This window comes from Marinactinospora endophytica (assembly GCF_054780875.1).
Genome location: NZ_BAAGVM010000017.1, coordinates 34,856 through 55,690, shown reverse-complemented (window position 1 = coordinate 55,690; position 20,835 = coordinate 34,856). Strand labels below are relative to the sequence as shown.

The window sequence follows — 20,835 nt, the reverse complement described above, 5'->3', positions numbered from 1 at the left end:
CGCGCCACCCCGTCAGGCCGCGAGGTCGGAGGGGATGAGGCTGTAGACGGCGAGGTCGGCGCGGCCCACGTGCAACACCATCGCGTTGCGTTCGACGCCCTCGAAGACGAAACCGGCCTTCTCGGCCACCCGGCGTGACGGGAGGTTGCCGGTCGCGGCCTTCAACTCCACCCGTTCGAAGCGCTGGTCGCGCAGCGTCCAGTGGGCGACCGCCGTGACGGCCTCGGGCGCGTACCCCCGTCCCCGCGCCCACGGCCCCAGCCAGTAGCCGACCTCGGTGGTGCGCGCCGCCCACAACGTGCGCAGCAGACCGAACGCCCCCAGGAAGGCGCCGGTCGCCGTCTCCACGGCGGCCCACTGCTGCCCGTCCCCGCAGATCCTGCTCTGTGGCGCCTGCACCCGGCACCACTCCTCGGCGTCGGCCCGGGTGTACTCCCGGCCGGGTGCCGGAAGGGGCAGCCACCTTCGGGTCAGCGGGTCGGTCATGCCCCGCAGGACCCCGTCGACGTCGCCCTCGGTGAACGCGCGCAGGGTCAGCCGCTCGGTCTGGAGGATCACGCTCGGCATGACCTGGTGCGGGGTGGTCATGGTCTGGGCCTTCCGGTTCGCAGGCGGGCGGCGCGCAGGAAGCGGGTCGCGCACTCGGGCGCGCCGGCCCAGTGCAGGTGGAGGTAGGAGGCGATCAGCGCGGCGTTCGCGAAACCGTCGCCGCCGCCGTTCTCCCACCGCCAGGCCGGGACCGCTCCGTGGGAGGGGGAGAGCGCGGTGCGGTGGAACTCGTGTCCGCGCACCCGTGTCCCGCCGGCGGCGACCACCGAGTCGCGCGCGGCGACCGCGGTGCGGTACCCCAGCGTCAGCCGCTCGGTCATGTGGGCGTCGGCGGGAACGACACCGCACATCGGCGCGCCGTCCAGGCTGCGCGCGAGATAGAGCAGTCCCGCGCACTCGGCCACGATCGGCGCGCCCGCGCGGGCCAGGGCGGCGACGCGGCGCCGCAACGGGGCGTTCGCCGACAGCGTGGCGGCGTGCACCTCGGGGAAACCGCCGCCCACGACGATCGCGTCGCTGCCCTCGGGCAGCGCCTCGTCCCGTAACGGGTCGAAGGGGACGACCTCGGCGCCGCCCGCCTCCAGCAGCTCGGTGTTCTCGGTGTAGGAGAAGGTGAAGGCGGCCCCACCGGCCACCGCCACGTGCGCCCGGGCCGGAAGGGCGTGCCCGGCCCGGGCCAGCTCCGCCGCGGGATCCCACGGCGGCGCGCTCAGCGGCGCCGCGGTCTGGGCCAGCGCGACGATCGCCGCCAGGTCGCATGAGGAGGCGACCAGCGCGGCGAGCGCGGCGACCCCCTCGCGCGCCTGCGGGGCCCTCTCGGCGGCGGGGACCAGGCCGAGGTGGCGCGAGGGCGCGGCCACGGCGTCGCTGCGCCGGATCGCGCCGAGGACGGGCACGCCGCAGCCCGCCAACGCCCGGCGCACCAGGGCCTCGTGCCGCTGCGAGCCGACCCGGTTGAGGATGACACCGCCGACGCGGACCCGCGGATCATAGGTGCGAAACCCGTGCACCAGCGCGGCGACCGACCTGCTGGTGCGCGCGGCGTCGACGACGAGGATGACGGGCGCGCCGAGCAGGGCGGCGACATGGGCCGTGGAGGCGTAGTCGCCCGGGCCGGGGAAGTCGTCCGGTTCCACCGCGCCGTCGAAGAGCCCCATGACCCCCTCGACCACGGCGATGTCGGCTCCGGCGCTGCCGTGGCGGAACAGCGGGACGATCCGCTCCTCGCCGCACAGCACCGGATCGAGGTTGCGCGGTGGCCGTCCCGTGGCCAGCGCGTGGTAGCCGGGATCGATGTAGTCCGGTCCGGCCTTGTGCCCCGAGACCACCATCCCGCGCGCCGCCAACGCCGCCATGAGGCCCGTGGCCACGGTCGTCTTCCCGCTGCCCGAGGCGGGCGCCGCGATCACCACCCGCGGTACCTGACGCACGTCCCCTCCTTCACCGAACCGGCGTCCCAGGTTAAGGCCGATGGCGGGCGCGCGCGGCCCGGCCCCGGCCCACCCGCCCCGAAACGGCCGGGGACCCCCGGATAGCCTGGGCCGCGGCGTGATCGGTGATGCGGAGAGCACGGTGGGGATGAACACAGGCGTACGGCTCGTCGGGGTCGGGGTGGGGCCGGGAGACCCGGAGCTGGTCACGGTCAAGGGGATACGGCGGATGCGCGAGGCCGACGTCGTGCTCGTCCCGGTCATGTCCCACGACGAGCAGGGGCGCGCCGAGGCGACCGTGCGGGCCCACGTGGACGCCGCGCGGATCCGCCGGGTCGTGTTCGCCCTCAACGACCGCGGCGGACGCAGCGAACGGCGGGTGCGCGCCTGGGACGAGGCGGCCCGCACCGTCGCCCACCACTTCGCCGAGGGGGCGACCACCGTCGCCTTCGCCACCATCGGCGACCCCAACGTCTACTCCACCTTCACCTACCTCGCCCAGACCGTGCGCGACCTCGTCCCGCGGGTGGAGGTCGAGACGGTGCCGGGCGTCACCGCCATGCAGGACCTGGCCGCGCGCTCGGGCAGCGTGCTCGTCGAGGGGACCGAGCCGCTCACCCTCTTGCCGGTCACCGGCGGGGTGGAGCGGCTGCGCGGGGCACTGGCCTCCGAGGGCACCGTCGTCGCCTACAAGTTCGGCCGTTTCGCCGGTGAGGTCGCCGACGCGCTGCGCGACGCCGGCCGGCTGGGGGAGGCCGTGTACGGCGCGCGGTTGGGCCTGGCCGGCGAGGAGATCGCCCCCATGGCCGAGCTCGACGGCCGGCCCCTGCCCTACCTGTCCACGCTGGTCGCGCCCGCCCGCCGCGACATTCGAGGGGGAAAGCTGTGAGCGACGAACGCGCCACCCGACCACGCCCCGGCAGGGTCACCTTCATCGGGGCCGGCCCCGGGGCCGCCGACCTGCTGACGATCCGCGCGGCCCGCGCCATCGGGGCCGCCGACGTGGTCATCTGGGCGGCCAGCCTGGTCCACCCCGACGTGCTGGAGCACGCCCGCCCCGACGCGGAGATCGTCGACTCGGCGAAACTGCCGATGGAGGGGGTGCTGCCCTACTACGAGCGCGCGCTGCGCGAGGGCCTGCACGTGGTGCGCATCCACTCCGGCGACCCCTCCCTGTGGGGGGCGATGCAGGAGCAGCTCGAACGCTGCGCCGAGCTGGGGGTGGCCACCGAGGTGGTGCCGGGGGTGTCCAGTTTCAGCGCGGTCGCGGCGATCGCCGGGCGGGAGCTCACCGTCCCCGAGGTCGCCCAGTCGGTGATCCTCACCCGCCTGGGAGGGGGGAAGACACCGATGCCGGCGGGGGAGGAGGTCCGCGAGTTCGCCCGGCACGGCACCACGATGGCCCTGTTCCTGTCGGCCGCCCGCTCCGGGAGGTTGCAGGCCGAGCTGCTGGAGGGCGGCTACCCGCCCGAGACCCCGTGCATCGTCGCCTACCGCGCGACCTGGCCCGAGGAGCTGGTGGTGCGCTGCATCCTCGCCGATCTGGAGGCCACCGTCAAGGAACACCGGTTGTGGAAGCACACCCTGGTGCTGGTCGGCCCGGCCCTGGCCGCGGGCGGCACCCGGTCGCACCTGTACCACCCGGGCCACTTCCACGAGCATCGGCGCGCCGACCGCGCCGCCCGGCGGGCGCTGCGCGAGGCCGGGCGGGCATGAGCGGGGCCTTCGAACCGGGACCGGAGCTGCGCGAACCCGATCTCCCCCGCACGATGAAGGTGCGCCCCAAGGCGCTGCGCACCGGGTGGACGACGGGAACCTGCGCCTCGGCCGCGGCCAAGGCGGCGGCCCACGCCCTTGCCACGGGGCGGCCGGTGGAGGTCGTGGAGGTGGCGCTCCCCTCGGGCCGGCGGGTCACCTTCGCCCCGCAGCGCTGCGAACTGCTCTCGCCCGACCGGGCCGAGGCGGTGGTGGTCAAGGACGCCGGCGACGATCCCGACGTGACGCACGGGGCGCACGTCACCGCGACCGTGACCCGGCGCGCGGAGGCGGGGCTGGAGCTGGACGGCGGTGTGGGCGTGGGCGTGGTGACCCGGCCGGGCCTGGGGCTGGAGCCGGGCTCCCCGGCGATCAACCCGGTGCCGCGCGAGATGATCACCCGGGCGGTGCGCGAGGTGATCGACGTCGAACACCAGGGGGTGCGGGTCGTCATCAGCGTGCCCGAGGGCGAACGGATGGCGCGCAAGACCACCAACGCCCGGTTGGGCATCCTCGGCGGCATCTCGATCCTCGGCACCACGGGGATCGTGCGGCCCTTCTCCACCGCGTCGTGGCGGGCCAGCGTCGAACAGGCGGTGGCGGTGATGGCGGCCCAGGGGGAGACGACGCTGGTGCTGTGCACCGGCGGGCGGACCGAGAAGGGCGCGATGCTGCGCCATCCGGAGCTTCCCGAGGTGTGCTTCGTCGAGGTGGGCGACTTCACCGGTGCCGCGCTGCGCCGCGCGGTGGAGCACGGGGTGCGCCGGGTCGTCTTCGTCGGGATGGCGGGCAAGCTCACCAAGCTCGCCGCGGGCGTGCTGATGACCCACTACACCCGTTCGAAGGTCTCCACCGGGCTTCTGGGCGAGATCACCCGGGCCGTCGGAGGAGGGGAGGAGCTGGCGCGCGAGGTCGCCGCGGCCAACACCGGCCGGCACGCCTACGAGCTGTGGGAGGCCGCCGGGCTGCTGGGCAGCGCGGGGACCGAGCTGTGCCGCAGGGTCGCCCGCGTACTCGCCCGCTTCACCGATGGGGCGTTGGAGACCGAGGTCGCGATGGTCGACTTCACGGGGCGCCGGGTGGTGGCCGCCTCGTCGCCCGCGTCGGAATGAGGAGGGCCACCGGGCGCCCCGCGCCGAAGGGAGACCCGGCGGGCCGGGACGGCCGCGCGACCGCCTCCCCCGCCCCCGCACGCCGCCACGGGCGCCGCTTCTGGGATCCTTGGTGCCCGTGATCGACAATGGAGCCCGGTGGGGGCGCGCAGACGGACCCCCCACCATCGTGGCGACGCCCGGCGTCCGCCCGTCGCCGGCAGGGGACCGGCCGGGCGCAGGACCGCTTCCCCGCGCTGGGGGGACGGGCGGATGATCACCGTCATCGGCGTCGACGGCGGGCCGCTGGGAGCCGAAGCCGTGGCCAGCCTCGCCGGAGCGGCGTGCGTGGCCGGAGCCCAACGGCACCTGGACGCGGTCGAGGTGCCGGCCGGGACGCGCCGGATCGCGATCCGCGCCCTCGACGCCGCGCTGGAGCAGATCATGTCCGACCCCGGGCCGGTCGCCGTGCTCGCCTCCGGAGACCCCGGTTTCTTCGGGATCGTGCGGGCGCTGCGCGCGCGGGGGGCCGAGCCGAGGGTCCTTCCCGGCGTCTCCTCCGTCGCTTTGGCCTTCGCCCGGCTGGGGCTGCCCTGGGACGACGCGGTCGTCGTCTCCGCGCACGGCCGCGCCGAACAGGGGCGCGGCCCCCGGCGGGCGCTCGCCGCGGCCCTGGCCCACCCCAAGGCCGCCATCCTCACCGCGCCCGGCGGGGCCGGACCCGAGGCGTTCCTGCCCGCCCTGCTGGCCGCCGGCCGCAGGGTCCACGTCGCCCAGCGCCTCGGCACGGCCGACGAACAGGTCACCCTGGTGGGGGAGGGGGAGGCGTCCCGCCGGACCTGGGCCCACCCCAACGTCGTGGTGGCGGTGGACCCCGAGAACGCGGTCGCCGCCACGATGGCCTGGACGTCCGGCCACCCGGGCGCTCCCGACGGTTGGGCGCTGGGCGAGGACGCCTTCGAGCACCGGGCGTCGATGATCACCAAACCGGAGGTGCGCGCCCTCGTGCTCGCCCGTCTCGGGCCGCGTCCGGGGACCGTGGTGTGGGACGTGGGGGCCGGCAGCGGCTCGGTCGCGGTGGAGTGCGCCAGGTTCGGGGCCCACGCGATCGCCTTCGAACGTGACCGCGCCGACCGGGAGCGGATCCGGCGCAACGCCGCCGCGCACGGGGTGCGGGTGGAGGTGGTCGCCGGTACGGCTCCGGCCTCCACCGAGGCGGCCATGTCCCCCGACGCCGTGTTCGTCGGCGGCGGCGGTCCCGCGGTGCTCGCCGGGGTGGTGCGGCGGCGGCCGGCGCGGGTGGTGGTGGCGCTCGCCGCGGTGGACCGCGTCCGTCCGGCCCACGACCTGCTGGCCGAAGCCGGCTACGTGGTGTCGGGCGCCCAGGTGCAGGCGTCACGGCTCGCGCCGCTGCCGGGGGGCTCGCTGCGGTTCGCCGCGGCCAACCCGGTGACCGTGCTGTGGGCGACGGGCGCCGAGACGACGGGAGAGCAGGGCGGGGCCGTGTCGCGCGGGCTCGCCGGGGCCTGATCCGCGCGCTTCGCCGTCCCCGCAACGGGGATCGCGGCGCGCAAGACGAAAGGTGGACATGAGCGAGATCGGCGTCATCGCCGTCACGGCGGCCGGACGGGCGGCGGCGGAGCGGCTGGCAGCGGCCTGGCCCGGCGAGGTCGAGGTGGTCACGGCGCAGCGCCCGGCCGACGCGCTGCGTTCGGCCTTCACCCGCTGCCGGTCGGTCGTCGCCTTCCTCGCCGTCGGGGCGGCGGTGCGGGTGCTCGCCCCGCTGCTGGCGGACAAGCGGAGCGACCCGCCCGTCGTCTGCGTCGACGAGTCGCTGCGGTTCGCCGTCGCCCTGCTCGGCGGTCACCACGGGGCCAACGAGCTCGCCCAACGGGTCTCCGGGGTCTTGGGGTGCGCGCCTGTGGTCACCACGGCCAGCGACAGCGCCGGCGTCACACCGCTCGACGCCTACGGGGCCGATCTGGGGTTCGTCCTCGACGATCCGGGGCCGCTGGCGCGCGTCGGCGCGGCGGTGCTCTCGGGTGAGCCCGTCCGGTTGGAGGGCGCCACGGGGTGGCCGCTGCCGGCCCTTCCCGGCAACGTCTCCGCCGACCTGCCGGAGGGCGAGGCGGCCGCCGTCATCCGGGTGAGCGACCGGGCCGACGACCCGGCGGGTCCGCGGAAGACGCCCGTCGTGACCTATCGGCCGCCCTCCCTGGTCGTCGGGGTGGGCTCGGCGCGGGGGGTGACGGCCGAGGAGGTCGGCGCCCTCGTCGACGGCGCGTTGGCGCAGGCCGGGCTGGCGCCGGCCTCGGTGCGCGCCCTGGCGACGGTCGACCTCAAGGCCGACGAGGAGGGCATCCTCGCCGCGGCCCGGGAGCGCGGCTGGGAGGTGGTGACCCACGCCGCCGCGGACCTCGCCGCGGTCGAGGTGCCCAACCCCAGCGAGGTCGTCCGCTCCGAGGTCGGCACCCCCAGCGTCGCCGAGGCCGCTGCGTTGCGCACCGCGGCCGGGGCCGGTCGCGGGGCCGAACTCGTCGTGCCCAAGCGCAAGTCGGCCGCGGCGACCGTCGCGGTCGCGCGGCTCGTCCCACGCGGACGGTTGGCCGTGATCGGCCTGGGACCCGGCGCCCGCGACCTCACCGTGCCGCGCGCGGTGGCCGAACTGGAGCGGGCGTCGGTCGTGGTCGGCCTGGACCAGTACGTCGACCAGGTCCGCGACCTGGTGCGGCCGGGAACGCGCGTGCTCGCCAGCGGCCTGGGCCGGGAGGAGGAACGGGCCCGCAGGGCCGTGGAGGAGGCGCGCGGGGGAGCCGCGGTGGCGCTGATCGGCTCCGGCGACGCCGGCGTCTACGCCATGGCCAGTCCCGCGCTGGACTTCGCGGGAGCAGACATCGAGGTGGTGGGCGTCCCCGGCGTCACGGCGGCGGTCGCCGCGTCGAACCTGCTCGGCGCGCCGCTCGGCCACGACCACGCCTACATCTCACTGTCGGACCTGCACACGCCCTGGGAGGCGATCGAGCGCCGGGTCCGCGCCGCCGCCGAAGGCGACTTCACGGTGGGCTTCTACAACCCCCGCAGCCGCAAGCGCGACTGGCAGCTCCTCCGCGCGCTGGAGATCCTCGCGGAGCACCGCCCGGCCGAGACCCCGGTCGGCCACGTCCGCAACGCCGCGCGCGAGGGGGAGCGGGTCACCCTGTCCACGCTGTCGGACATGCTCGCCGGGGGCGTCGAGGAGGTGGACATGTTCACCGTCGTGCTCGTCGGTTCCTCGGCGAGCCGGATTGTGGCCGGACGGTTCGTCACGCCACGCGGCTACCGGTGGAAGGACGTCGGCTGAGCGCGCGCGCCTCGTGAGGGCCGCGCCGCCTCCTCGGACGCGGAGGGGCCACGACCCCGGCGGCGCGGGGCCGCTCCCGTTGCGAGGGCCGCAACGGGCGCCACCGGTGTCCGCGCTCCACGGGCGGAGCCGGCCTCCGGCGACGCCGGCCCAGCGCTGCTCCCGGGCGTCGGCCCGCCGGCCCCGGCCCGGCCCGCGGCGTCCGCGCGAAGCGGTGCCGGAAACCTCCAGAGCACGGCGGCGAGGAGTGTGAGGGGCCTGCGCCGGCCTTCCGGACGCCATGGCGGCAGGGCAGGGCGGCGCCGCACCGTGACAGCGCCGCACCGGTGCCCCGGGGCGGGCCCGGGAGCGCGGTCCCCGGCTCTCCCGGCCCGCGGTGGTGTCGCCGGGAGGTCGGGGACCCCGGCATGTACGCTGGTCGGGCTCGCCGAGGGAATCGGGTGTCCTACCAGGGGAGGGGCGTGGCCGTGTCGGACGTCGTAGTGGCGTCGGCCCCGGTCCTCGTCACGCCGGCGTGCACCGCGTGCGGCGCCTGCCTGCTCACCTGCCCCGAGCACGCGATCCGTCCCGTCCACTCGACGCCACGGCACGACGCCCAGGGGCGCGGCGCCGCGCTGGTCATCCTCGTCGACCGGTGCACCGGGTGTCTGGAGTGCGTCGAGGTCTGTCCGGCCGACGCCGTCGTCGAGGTGAGCGGTCCCGTCCACGAACACGCCGGGGGTATACGTCCGTGAGCCGTCAGGTCCACCCGATCGAGGTCGAGTCCTACCGCATCCTGCGTTCCCGGATCGACCTGTCCCACCTGCCCGAGTACAGCAGGGCCGTCACCGAGCGGGTCATCCACGCCAGCGCCGACCTCGACTACGCCTCCGACCTGGTGATCGACGACGAGAGCGCCGCTGCCGCCGCCGCGGCGCTGGCCGCCGGCGCCCCCGTCGTCACCGACGTCGCGATGGTCGCCGCGGGGATCACCGCGCGCGAGACGGTGTGCCGCATCGCCGACCCGATCGCCGAACGCCTGGCCCGCGGCGCCGGCATCACCCGGTCGGCGGCCGCCGTGCGGCTGGCCTACTCCGAGGTCGGTCCCGGGGCGGTGTGGGTGGTGGGCTGCGCCCCGACCGCCCTGGAGGAGATCATCGCCCGCAAGATCGAGCCGGCCCTGGTCATCGGCCTGCCGGTCGGGTTCGTCGGCGCGGCCGAGTCCAAGGCCGCGCTGCGCGCCAGCGGACTGCCCCAGATCAGCAACATCTCGGAGAAGGGCGGCTCGGCGGTCGCGGCGGCGGCGCTCAACGCCCTGCTGTACGGGCCCACCCCGGTGGCGGAGGAGGCGGCGGAGGAGGAACCCGCCGAGGCCCGCGCCCACGTCTGAACGTCCCCGCCGCCCACGGGACTCCCGGAGTTCCGGTGCCCCCTGGCGGGGTTCCCCCGAAGATAGTGAAAGGTGACGGATGAGACCCCCCTTGCTGCTCGTCGGACACGGGACCCGGGACGCCAAGGGCGTCGCGGGGTTCGAGGCCTTCGTCGAGCGACTGAGACACCGGTTCGACGACCGTGACGTGGCGGGAGGGTTCATCGAACTGTCCCCGCCTCCGCTCACCGACGCCGTCGGCGACCTGTACGAACGGGGCCACCGCCGTGTCGTCGCGGTGCCGATGATGCTGGTCGCCGCCGGGCACGCCAAGGGGGACATCCCGGGGGCGCTGGCCCGGGAGCGGGAACGCCGTGCCGGTTTCGACTACGTCTACGGTCGTCCGATCGGGCCGCACCCCACGATGCTCGACCTGCTGGCCGAGCGTATGGACGACGTCCTGGGCGCTGACGAGGACGGACGGGCGGAGGGGGAGACCGCGGTGCTGCTCGTCGGGCGCGGCTCCACCGATCCCGACGCCAACGCGGAGGTGTGCAAGGTCGCGCGCCTGCTCCAGGAGGGGCACGCCGCGCGGCGCGGCGTCTCCTTCGTCGAGCCGGCGTTCGTCTCGCTGGCTTGGCCGGGGGTCCCCGAAGGACTGGAACGGGTCCGCCGTCTGGGGGCCCGGCGCGTCGTCGTCCTGCCCTACTTCCTGTTCGCCGGGGTACTGCCGGACAGGGTCGTGGACCAGGCCACGGCGTTCGCCTCGGCCCACCCGGAACTGGACGTGCGGTGCGCGCCCGTGGTGGGCGACTGCGACGGGCTGGCCGACGTGATCGCCGAGCGCTACGACGAGGCCGTCGCCGGCGACATCCGGATGAACTGCGACACCTGCGTCTACCGCATCGCCCTGCCGGGCTTCGAGGACAAGGTCGGCGCGCCGCAGACGCCCCACCACCACCCCGACGATCCCGCCCACGGCCACGGCCACGGACATGGCCACGGACATGGGCACGGCCACTAGGGGCTGATCCGTGGCGGCGAGGGGCGTCCCCTCGACGTCCCCGCTCCCCGCCACCGGTATATGGTTCGCCCTGTTGTTGCGATCTGTCCTTTTCGGGTGGAGCGGAGTGGGCCATGCGCGTGGAGGAGAGGTCGGACCGCGCCGACGGGATCGGTGTCGACCTGCGTCACCACGGTGATTCCGAGGTCGGGCCGGACCTGCTGGACTTCGCGGTCAACGTTCGCGCGGGGACGCCGCCGCGGTGGCTGGCCGAACGTCTCGCCGCCTCCCTGGAGGACCTCGCCGCCTACCCCGACCCGCGCCCCGCCCGCGAGGCCGTCGCCCGCAGGCACGGGCGCGCCCCCGACGAGGTGCTGCTGACCGCGGGCGCGGCCGAGGCGTTCGTGTTGATCGCCCGGTTCGCCCGGCCGCGCCGCGCGGTCGTGGTGCATCCGCAGTTCACCGAACCCGAGGCCGCGCTGCGGGCCGCGGGACACGAGGTCCACCGGGTCCTCCTCCCGCCGGACTACACGCTGGACCCCGCCCTGGTTCCCGACGACGCCGACCTGGTCATCATCGGCAACCCGACCAACCCCACCTCCGTCCTGCACCCCGCGCGCACCCTGGCCCGGCTGGCGCGCCCGGGCCGGCTGCTCGTCGTGGACGAGGCGTTCGCCGACTGCGTGCCGGGAGAGCCCGAATCGCTGAGCGGCCGCGCCGACCTGCCGGGGCTCATCGTCGTCCGCAGTCTCACCAAGACCTGGGGACTGGCCGGCCTGCGCGTCGGCTACCTGCTGGCCGAGGCGGCGCTGGTCCGCTCCCTCGCCGAGACGCAACCCCTGTGGGCGGTCTCCACCCCGGCGCTGACGGCCGCCCTGGAATGCAGTTCCGACCGCGCCGTCGCCGAGGCCCGGGAGTGGGCGCGCGAGCTGGGCGGGGAACGCGACCGCCTCGCCGCCGAACTGGCCGGTCTGGGCCTGCGCGTCACCCCCAACGCCGCGGCGTCGTTCCTGCTCGTCCGCTCACCGCAGGCCGACCGGCTGCGCACCCGGCTGCGCGCCCACGGGATCGCCGTGCGCAGGGGGGATACGTTCCCGGGGCTCGGAACGGAATACCTGCGCATCGCGGTCCGGGATCGACAGACCAATGAACGGCTGACCCGAACTCTGGCAGAGTTGCTGTGAATCGTCTTGGGACCGCCGGCGAGGGCGGCGCCCGCACGCGGCGGACGCCGAGGGGGAGACCGGCACCGCCGCGACGGCAACGACGAGGGGAGACGACGTGCCGAGACCCGCAGGGAGCGGACGCACGGCAACGCCACGTGACGCGCTGACACCGCCCGTGGACGGCAGCCCTGTCCGTCCGCCGACCATGTTCCGCGACGCGGGAGGGATGCCATGACCGCTGACGACAACGGCCGCCCGCACGGAGCCGCCGTCCCGGACGAGCACGAGCACACCGCCAGGAACGCCACGCCCGAGCCGGCCGCCGTGGACGCTCCGCCGGTCCGTGAACCGACCCGGTGGGAGGCCCTGACATCGGCCCCGCCGGTGGGCGGCGGTGGACTCCTCGACGACCTGCCGGAACAGGGGCGCGGGGCATCCCCGCTGCGCCCCGGGACCGCCCAGGAGGGACCTTCGGCCGTCCGGCGCGGACTCAACCCCGAATGGCGCAACCCCTTCTTCCCGCCCGCGCACGGCAACGCCTCCGCCGACCCCCTCTCCGACCCGGACGAGCCCGAGACCTCCTCCCAGCGGGAGGAACCCGCCCCAGCAGAACCGTCGGCCGGCGGCGCGCCCCGCTCGGCCGACCCCCGTACACAGGACACGGACCACCTCTTGGAACCCAACGTCATCCCCTTCCGGGGGAGCACGCACGACCGGACCACGGCGTCCACCACGTCACGGCGCGCGGCCGTTCCCGCCTCCGAGGCGATCACCCCCGCCTCCGAGGCGATCACCTCCGCGGCCGAGGACGGCGCGGTCGCCGACCGGCCGGCGGAGCGGGCGGCGGCCCCCGCGCCCGAGCCGCCCGAATCCGCCCGCGCCCTTCCCACCGAGTCCGTGGCGCCCTCCCCCTACAGGGGACCCGCCAGGCACGCCTATCCCGCCGCCCAGCGTGACGCCGTCTACCGGGCGATCCGCGAGCGGCGCGACGTCCGTGTGGGCTTCCGCGGCGACCCGATCCCCCACGAGGTGCTGACCCGGGTCCTGGAGGCGGCGCACCAGGCGCCCTCGGTGGGCTTCTCCCAGCCGTGGGACTTCGTCGTCATCGATGACACGCAGACCCGGACACGTGTCCAAGAACTCGTGCGCCGCCAACGCGAGGCCTACGCCTCCTCCCTCCCCGGAGCGCGGGCCCGGGCCTTCTCGGGCCTGAAGGTCGAGGCGATCCTCGACACGCCGGTCAACGTCGTCGTCACCGTCGACCCCACGCGCGGCGGCCGGCACACGCTCGGCCGGCACGCCCAACCCCAGACCGCCGGCTACTCCGCCTCGCTGGCCGTCGAGAACCTGTGGCTGGCGGCCCGCGCCGAGGGTCTGGGCGTCGGCTGGGTCAGCTTCTTCGAGGAGCGCGCCCTCGCCCGCGAGCTCGACCTCCCCCCACACCTGGAGATCGTGGCGTACCTGTGCGTGGGGTACGTGGACGACTTCCCGACCGAGCCCGAGCTCTCCCTCAGCGGGTGGGCGCAACGCCGCCCGCTGTCGTGGGCGGTCCACCGCGACCATTACGGCCGCCGCGGCCTGCCCGGCGAGGCGCCGACGAGCCTGCTGGAGGAGACCGTCGCCGAGATCGGCCCGCCGAACGCGCGCGCCGTCGCCGAGGCGCGGGAACGACAGGGCCGTATGACCACGCCGCCCGGCGCGCTCGGTGTCCTGGAGGACGTCGCGGTGCAGCTCGCCGGTCTGGCCGGCGAGGCCCAGCCCCCCATTCCCGAGCCCGCCGCCGTCGCGATCTTCGCCGGTGACCACGGCGTGCACGCCCAGGGCGTGACGGCCTGGCCGCAGGAGGTGACGGCGCAGATGGTGCGCAACTTCCTCGACGGCGGAGCCGTGGTCAACGCCTTCGCCGGCCAGGTGGGGGCCGAGGTCACCGTCGTGGACGTGGGCGTCCTCGCCGACCTGCCCACCGTGCCCGGCCTGCTGCCCCGCAAGGTCGCCCGCGGCACGGCCGACTTCACCCGGGGGCCGGCGATGAGCCGGGTCCAGGCCGGATACGCCATCGAGGCCGGCATCGAGGTCGCCCGCGACCTCGTCGCCGCGGGCAATCGCTGCCTGGTCACCGGGGACATGGGAATCGCCAACACCACCCCCTCGGCCGCGCTCATCGCCGCCTTCACCGGCCGCGACCCGGCCGAGGTGACCGGACGCGGCACCGGGGTGGACGACGCGATGCACGAGCATAAGATCGAGGTCGTCCGCGCGGGGCTGCGCGCCAACCGGATCGACCCGGCCGACCCCGTCGGCGTGCTCGCCGCGGTCGGCGGGCTGGAACACGCCGCGCTGACCGGGTTCATCCTCGGCGCGGCGGCGCTGCGGGTCCCGGTCCTGCTCGACGGCGTGATCGCGGGCGCGGCGGCGCTGGCCGCCGCGGCCCTCAGCCCCGACGTCCTGCACGCCTGTGTCGCCGGCCACCGATCCAGCGAACCGGGGCACTCGGTGGTCCTGGAACACCTGAGGCTGCGCCCGCTGGTGGACCTGGAACTGCGCCTGGGCGAGGGGTCCGGGGCCCTGCTCGCGCTGCCGTTGCTCCAGGGGGCGGTGCGGGCGCTGCGCGAGGTCGCCACCTTCGACAGCGCCGGTGTGACCGAACGCTCCTGAGAGAGACCGCCCACGTGAGCCGTGGCACACGGGGGAGGAACCGCCGGGCTGTGGGCATGTTCCCGGCCCGGCACGGTATTTTTTGGGGCATCGCCGGATATGACGCTGCTGTTGATCACCAGGGGGCCGATCAGGCAGGGTGGACACGCCTGCGGCCGCGTGCCGCGCGGATCCGGTGCGCCGCGTGAGCGGCCGGTGCCCGGCGGAGCGCCACGTCCCCTGAGGCGCAGGGGAACGAACGGGATCTGGAGGCTGCCTCGATGACCTACCTTCTCGGGCTGCGGATGGAGGGACGCGACGTCCTGGTCGTGGGCGGGGGCCGGGTCGCCCAACGCAGGGTGCCCGTCCTGCTCGACGCCGGAGCGCGCGTCGTCCTGGTCGCCCCCGAGGTCACCCCCGCCCTGGAGGATCTCGCCGCGTCCGGACGCCTGATCTGGCACCGGCGCGCCTACCGGCCCGGTGACGTGACCGCAGACCTCTCCGACGGGTTTTGGCTGGTCCACGTCGCCACGGACGATCCCCACGTCAACGCGCAGGTCATGGCGGAGGCCGAAGGGGCCCGCATCTGGTGCGTCCGCGCCGACGACCGCCACGCCTCCAGTGCCTGGACCCCGGCCGCGGGGACGGCCGCGGGGGTCACCGTGGGCGTGATCGCCGACGGTGACCCGCGTCGTGCGGCGGGGCTGCGCGACGCGATCACCGAGGGGCTGGCCGAGGGCGCTCTCGACGCCCGGCGCGGGCGCGAACCGCTGCGCGGTGTCGCTCTCGTCGGTGGCGGGCCCGGGGACCCCGGCCTGATCACCGTGCGCGGACGCCAATTGCTCTCCCAGGCCGACGTCGTCGTGGTCGACCGTCTCGCGCCCACCTCCCTGCTGGACCAGCTGCCGGGCGATGTCGAGATCATCGACGCGGCGAAGATCCCCTACGGCAGATCGATGGCCCAAGAGCGGATCAACCAGGTGCTGGTCGAACGGGCCAAGGCCGGGAAGTTCGTCGTCCGCCTCAAGGGGGGCGACTCCTTCCTTTTCGGACGTGGAGGCGAAGAGGTCGCCGCCTGTGTGCGCGAGGGGATCCCCGTCACGGTCGTCCCCGGGGTGACCAGCGCGCTCGCCGCGCCGGCCGCCGCCGGGATCCCGGCCACCCACCGCGGGGTCGCCCAGGACGTGCACATCGTCTCCGCCCACGTCGCCCCGGGCGATGAGCGGTCCACCGTCGACTGGGCGGCTCTGGCCCGTCTGCGGGGGACGATCGTCGCCCTGATGGGGGTGGAGCGCGTCGGAGCGATCGCGGACGCCCTCACCGGACACGGCCGTTCCCCGGACACCCCGGTGGCGGTCGTCCAAGAGGCCACGCTGCCGAGCCAGCGTGTCCTCACCGCCACCTTGGGCACCGTCGCCACCGAGGTCGCGCGGGCCGGTATCCGACCGCCGGCGGTCCTCGTCATCGGAGAGGTGGTGAACACGGCTCGCGACCTTGACATACTGCACATGGGCGGGCACGTCGCCGGATCCGCTTTTCTTCCCGGCGGAACCGCCGGCACCGGAAGTGACACCGCCTCCGAGGGGAATCGGGTTCTGTGACCACGAAGGCCGACGAGAAGGGCGGAACCGCCATGCCCCGGCCGCCTGCTGAGCCGGACGCGACGGGATCGGGCAGGCCCGGAACGAGGGGAACCCCCCCGTCCGCCGCCCAGGGACGGCGAACAGGCCCCAAACACCGGGGGCCCGTCGCCAGCGACGCGCAACTGGAGAGACTCCTTGAGACGCTGCGCGCTCGGGTCCAGGGCATCCGCTTCGCCGAGGGGATGCCCGGTGCCAGCGAGGGCAAGACCGCCCGCAGCGACGTCCTCGACCAGCTCAACGACTACGTCCTGCCGCGCGTACGGCGTGCCGACACCCCGCTGCTGATCGCCGTCGCCGGCTCCACCGGAGCCGGCAAGTCCACCCTCGTCAACAGCCTGGTGGGCGAGCAGGTCACCACCACCGGTGTGCGCCGGCCCACCACCAACAGCCCGGTGCTCGCCTGCAACCCGGCCGACGTCGACTGGTTCAGCGAGGCGGCGTTCCTCCCGTCGCTGCCCCGCGTGCGTCAGCAGGGACTGGCCATGCCGGGCAAGGACGGCATGCTCGTCCTCGCCGCCAGCGAGTGCATGCCCGAAGGCGTGGCGCTGCTGGACACCCCCGACGTCGACTCCGCGGTCGCGGCCCACCACGAGTTCGCCGCGAAGTTCCTCGACGCGGCCGACCTGTGGGTGTTCGTCACGACCAGCCGCCGTTACGCCGACGCCAGGGTGTGGGAGTTCCTCCAGGTCGCCCGCGACCGTGACACCTCGCTCGCCGTGGTGCTGTCGAGGGTGCCCAGACGCGGCCGGGAACAACTCGTCGACCATTTCGGGGCGATGCTCGAGGCCAACGGCCTGGGCGGGGCGGCGCGGTTCGTCATTCCCGAAACCGACCAGATCGCCAACGGCCGGTTCACCGCGGGCACCGCCGACCAGGTCCGTGGCTACCTCGCCGACGTCGCCGGCGATCTCGCCCTGCGCGACACCGTCGCGCGCCGTACCTTCGCCGGGGTGCTCGACAGCTTCCGCACCCGTGTCCCCGAGCTCGCCAAGCAGGTCGAGATCCAGGTCGAGGTCGGCAGGACGCTCGAGGCGGCCGTCTCGGAGGCCTTCGGGACCGCGCACGCCGAGGTCGAGGCGGCCCTGGGCGAGGGCGCGCTGCTGCGCGGCAACGTGCTGGCCCGCTGGCAGGACGTCGTCTCCAGCGGAGAACTCCTCCGTTCCCTGCGGGTGCGCAGCCGCCGTGGCGCCAAGAACGAGTCCGCCGCCGAGGCGACACGGGTCCAGGCGCTGGAACAGGCCATCCACGACGGCCTGGAGACGCTGGTGGTGACCGCGGCCCAGCGCGCGGGCGAGGAGATCATGGACCGCTGGGCCCAGGTCCCGGGCACGCAGGAACTCGTCGAGCGGCACGGGCTGGGCGCGACCCCGGTCGGCCTGGACCGCAGGACGCGCGAGGCCGTCGCCGCCTGGCAGCGCCGGGTGGTGGGGCTGATCGCCTCCGAAGGGGTCACGAAGCGTTCGGTCGCGCGTTTCGTCACCTACGACGAAGAGGCGTTCGCGCTGGTGCTTATCGTCGGTCTGCTCGGGTTCGACGCTTCCGAGGACAGGGCCGGCGGCGGGGCGGCCCCACAGCGGCTCCTCAAAGCGCTCTTCGGCGCCGAGTCCCTGCGTAACATTGGGACCAAGGCGCGCCACGACCTCCACGCGCGCATCGGTGAGCTTTTCGACGAGGAGAAGCGCCGCTTCGCCGCCGCGCTGTCCGCCGCCGACCTGCCGGGCGAGGACGACGCCGTCCAGCTCTACCAAGCCACATACAACCTTGAGATTGCGCGATGACGACTCACCGGAACCCCGCCCCAGTCGACGAGACGACGGAGGACGTTGATCCCCGGGAGACGGCCACGCGTCCCGCGGGCGCTGACCGACATTCGCAGGAGGGCCGGTACTCGGCTGCCGCGCCCGCCGAGCCGGACGCCTCCGAGCCCCTCCGCCCCGCCGCGGCCCCGCCCGATGGGGGCGGAGACACGGGCGGCGCCTTCCCGCCCCTGCGCCGGGCCGCCGATCACGCCGCCACCGGGCCGACCTGGGTGGCCCCGCGCGAGCGCGAGGACACCGCGAACGCGTCCGCCGCCGGCGCGGAAGGCGAGCCGCGGTTGCGTCCGGCGCGGCACGGCGATGTCCTGGACGGCGACGCGGCGGCCACTCCCGGGGGACGGCCCGCCTTCCGGTACGCGGTTCCCACCGCGGGCACCTCCCGGCCCCACTCCGACTCCGAGGCCGGCCCCTTCGCGCGGCCCGACAGCGTTACCGACACGCCGGTTCCCGAGAGCCAGGGGCGTCACGCGGCGCCCGTCCGGCCCACCGTCCAGGTCCCCCCGGCCGAGGAGGAGCCCTCCGAGACCGAGGCGGTGTCGCAGGCCGGCGGTTCCTCCGTCGACCCCGACGACCCCGAGGACCTGGCCGGCTGGGTCGGCAGTCTCACCGAGGCCGTCGCCGATGACGATTCCATCGCCGGCCGTCGCAGCGCGTCCGGCCCCGCACACGGCACCGCGTCAGAGCCCGAGGAAGCCCTGTCCGAGCACGCGGCGGTGCCGCCCGCGGAGGAGCAGGAGGCCGACCAGCGCCTCGACGGGGCCCCCTCCTGGACGCCGGCCGAACCGGTGGAGGAGGAAGAGGAAGAGGAGTACCGGCCGACCAGCTACGAGACGTGGCGGCCGATGCCCGAGACCACGCGCGCCGAACTCATCGCACGCCTGGACGCGCTGGCCACGCTGGTCGAGATCGGCCGCGACCACTTCGCCCCCGACCTCATCGAGCGGGCCCGGCACCTGCTCGGACACGCCGGCGCGCGCCTTCGGCTGTCGGCCGACCACACCGTCGTCGCGTTGGCGGGCGGCACCGGAAGCGGCAAGTCCTCGCTGTTCAACGCGCTGTGCGGGCTGGACCTCTCCCGCGTCGGCATCACCCGGCCCACCACCTCCTCGGCGCACGCCTGCGTCTGGGGGGACGAGGGCGCGGGCGGGCTGCTCGACTGGCTCGGAGTCCCGCCCCGCCACCGTCACTCGCGGGTCAGTGAACTCGACAAGGGCGACTCCGAGCTGTCCGGGCTCATTCTGCTGGACCTGCCCGACCACGACTCCGTCCGGGCCGTCCACACGGCCGAGGCCGACCGTCTCATCGGCGCCGTCGACCTGCTGGTGTGGGTCCTGGACCCGCAGAAGTACGCCGACGCCGCCGTCCACCACCGTTACCTCGCCGAGATGGCCGACCACGGCGCGGTCACCGTGGCGGTGCTCAACCAGGTCGATCGGGTGGCCGACGACGAGGTCGAGGAACTGCTCACCGACCTGCGGCGGTTGCTGGAGACCGAGTCCGGTGTCCACCCCAGGATCCTGACGGCGTCCACGGTCACCGGCCACGGCATCCGCGACCTACGCGACCTGCTCGTACGCACCGTCTCCGACCGGCGTGCCTCGATCGACCGGCTCGCCGCCGACCTCGACCAGGTGACGCGGGACTTCCAGCGTTACCTGGCCGACGGCGAGGCGCCCCGAATGCCCGATGAGATCCGCCGGACCCTGGTGGCCGATCTCGCCCGCGCCGGAGGCGTGAGCGCGGTCGCCGACGCCACCGACACCGTCTACGAACGCCGGGGGAGCAGGCTGGTCGGCTGGCCGGTCACCCGCTGGGCGCGACGGCTGCGCCGCGATCCACTACGGGCGGTGCGGCTGGACTTCCTCCGCGACGGCCTCCCCGAAGGCCCCGCCGGGCCGTTGGGGGCGCAGCACGCCGAGATCGACTCCGCCCTGGTCGCGGCGGCCGACCAGGCGGCGGCGGGTCTGCCCGAGCCGTGGCCGAAGCGGATGCGCGAGGCGGCTCGGGCCAACGCCGCCCAGCTCTCCGACGACCTCGGCGGCGCGGTCGCCGGGGCCGTGCCCGACCCGAAGGACACCCCCGGCTGGTGGACGGCGGTGCGCGCCCTGCAGTACGCGCTCGCCGCGCTCGCCGGGATGGGGCTGGTCTGGCTCGTGGAGTTGGTCGTCAGTTCCGCTCTCGGCGGGCTGACGGGGATGGCTGTCCTGGACGACCCCGTCTTCATCGGGTTCGCCGCGGCGCTGTCCGCTGCGACGCTGCTGGTCGGCTGGTTGACCGGGGTGGGCTGCCGCAACCTGGTGGGGGTCGCGGCGGGGCGCCGCCGCGAGGAGGTGGAGGAGAAGGCCACCGAGCGCGTCCGCGAGATCGCCGTGCAGCGTGTCGTGACCCCCCTCGAACACGAGCTCGCCGAGTACCGCAGGTTCGCCGAGGCGTTCAAGGCCGCCGCGGGACGATGAGCGGCCGAGGACTCCGGTAAGGAGGGAGGGGCCGGACGGGGATTCCCGTCCGGCCCCTCCGCGCATGTGGCTGTGCCCGGAGAATCGGACTAGCCCCACTGGACGACAGAAGCCATGGCTTCCTCCAAACCCTCCTCCGAAAAGGCGGATGGCATCGGCCACCGAGATTGGTCGTCTCCCTCGGTGGAATGCCTCGCCTACCCCCTCCTGAACTTCTCGGCCGCGCACACCCGTGCCGGCCTGCCCCGCCCCCGGTCCGGAAGCGACCCGAAGGCGTGGCGCTCCACCGATGATCCACCGTCGCAACCAGGAGATCGCCCGCATGGCCCGTCCCGGCCATGTGCACGGCATCCGGGAACGCGATGGCACGCGAACTCGTCCGAGAGTTGACGACGAGGTGAAGCAGGGCCAATCTAGCGGTTTTTCCCTTCGATGCACAGTTAGCGATTACAGTATTACTGTATGTAAACACCTGTTCGAGGCCGGCTGTCGCGTGATCCGCGGGAGCGGGGCGGTGTTTGCCGATGGGGGCGGGGCGGGAGCTGGGAGGTCGGGATGACGGTGGCACAGCGAGCCGTTACCGAGCGTGAGCGTCCCTGGGCG

At 74.9% G+C, this 20,835-nt stretch carries 15 protein-coding genes; 13 read left to right on the top strand and 2 right to left on the bottom strand.

The window, feature by feature from the left end:
* Positions 1-12 precede the first annotated feature (12 nt).
* Together ACYVHU_RS24695 and ACYVHU_RS24690 are read right to left on the bottom strand one after the other, a co-directional pair.
* The gene (locus ACYVHU_RS24695) at positions 13-588 is read right to left on the bottom strand and encodes a GNAT family N-acetyltransferase (RefSeq protein ID WP_235001173.1); all 576 of its coding nucleotides are present in this window, start codon (positions 586-588) and stop codon (positions 13-15) included.
* Positions 585-1,961 (bottom strand): cobyrinic acid a,c-diamide synthase CobB, encoded by a 1,377-nt coding sequence (locus tag ACYVHU_RS24690; RefSeq protein ID WP_078763850.1) that lies wholly within the window; start codon positions 1,959-1,961, stop codon positions 585-587. The genes ACYVHU_RS24695 and ACYVHU_RS24690 overlap by 4 nt, the downstream gene beginning before the upstream one ends.
* Before the next feature lie 166 nt (positions 1,962-2,127).
* Here ACYVHU_RS24690 and cobI point away from each other — a divergent pair, with 166 nt between their 5' ends.
* From cobI to ACYVHU_RS24625, 13 genes are all read left to right on the top strand, one after another.
* Positions 2,128-2,868: a precorrin-2 C(20)-methyltransferase gene (cobI, locus tag ACYVHU_RS24685; RefSeq protein ID WP_078763851.1), complete on the top strand. Its 741-nt coding sequence runs from the start codon at positions 2,128-2,130 to the stop codon at positions 2,866-2,868.
* Positions 2,865-3,695, top strand: coding sequence for a cobalt-precorrin-4/precorrin-4 C(11)-methyltransferase (cobM, locus tag ACYVHU_RS24680; RefSeq protein ID WP_498949610.1), 831 nt, complete (start codon positions 2,865-2,867; stop codon positions 3,693-3,695). Before cobI ends, cobM begins: the two co-directional genes overlap by 4 nt.
* Positions 3,692-4,846: a cobalt-precorrin-5B (C(1))-methyltransferase gene (locus ACYVHU_RS24675; RefSeq protein ID WP_078763853.1), complete on the top strand. Its 1,155-nt coding sequence runs from the start codon at positions 3,692-3,694 to the stop codon at positions 4,844-4,846. Before cobM ends, ACYVHU_RS24675 begins: the two co-directional genes overlap by 4 nt.
* A 252-nt stretch (positions 4,847-5,098) precedes the next feature.
* Entirely contained in the window at positions 5,099-6,355 is a 1,257-nt protein-coding gene (gene cbiE / locus ACYVHU_RS24670; RefSeq protein WP_432939318.1) for a precorrin-6y C5,15-methyltransferase (decarboxylating) subunit CbiE, read from the top strand.
* A 58-nt stretch (positions 6,356-6,413) separates the two neighbouring features.
* Entirely contained in the window at positions 6,414-8,165 is a 1,752-nt protein-coding gene (cobJ, locus tag ACYVHU_RS24665; RefSeq protein WP_078763855.1) for a precorrin-3B C(17)-methyltransferase, read from the top strand.
* Positions 8,166-8,632: 467 nt separating this feature from the next.
* The gene (locus ACYVHU_RS24660; RefSeq protein ID WP_432939323.1) at positions 8,633-8,899 is read left to right on the top strand and encodes a 4Fe-4S dicluster domain-containing protein; all 267 of its coding nucleotides are present in this window, start codon (positions 8,633-8,635) and stop codon (positions 8,897-8,899) included.
* Complete coding sequence (locus tag ACYVHU_RS24655) at positions 8,896-9,534, top strand: precorrin-8X methylmutase (RefSeq protein ID WP_078763857.1); 639 nt, start codon at positions 8,896-8,898, stop codon at positions 9,532-9,534. Before ACYVHU_RS24660 ends, ACYVHU_RS24655 begins: the two co-directional genes overlap by 4 nt.
* A gap of 79 nt (positions 9,535-9,613) precedes the next feature.
* Positions 9,614-10,537, top strand: a complete 924-nt coding sequence (locus tag ACYVHU_RS24650; RefSeq protein ID WP_078763858.1) for a sirohydrochlorin chelatase — start codon at positions 9,614-9,616, stop codon at positions 10,535-10,537.
* Between the two features lie 113 nt (positions 10,538-10,650).
* Positions 10,651-11,700, top strand: coding sequence for an Rv2231c family histidinol phosphate aminotransferase CobC (gene cobC / locus ACYVHU_RS24645; protein WP_078763859.1), 1,050 nt, complete (start codon positions 10,651-10,653; stop codon positions 11,698-11,700).
* A 213-nt stretch (positions 11,701-11,913) separates the two neighbouring features.
* A complete protein-coding gene (cobT, locus tag ACYVHU_RS24640; RefSeq protein ID WP_498949608.1) occupies positions 11,914-14,337 on the top strand; it encodes a nicotinate-nucleotide--dimethylbenzimidazole phosphoribosyltransferase in 2,424 nt (807 codons plus the stop codon).
* 260 nt (positions 14,338-14,597) lie between these two features.
* The gene (gene cobA, locus ACYVHU_RS24635) at positions 14,598-15,917 is read left to right on the top strand and encodes a uroporphyrinogen-III C-methyltransferase (protein ID WP_078763861.1); all 1,320 of its coding nucleotides are present in this window, start codon (positions 14,598-14,600) and stop codon (positions 15,915-15,917) included.
* A gap of 32 nt (positions 15,918-15,949) precedes the next feature.
* A complete protein-coding gene (locus ACYVHU_RS24630) occupies positions 15,950-17,737 on the top strand; it encodes a GTPase (RefSeq protein ID WP_078763894.1) in 1,788 nt (595 codons plus the stop codon).
* Complete coding sequence (locus tag ACYVHU_RS24625) at positions 17,734-20,232, top strand: GTPase (protein ID WP_078763862.1); 2,499 nt, start codon at positions 17,734-17,736, stop codon at positions 20,230-20,232. Before ACYVHU_RS24630 ends, ACYVHU_RS24625 begins: the two co-directional genes overlap by 4 nt.
* Positions 20,233-20,835: the final 603 nt, after the last annotated feature.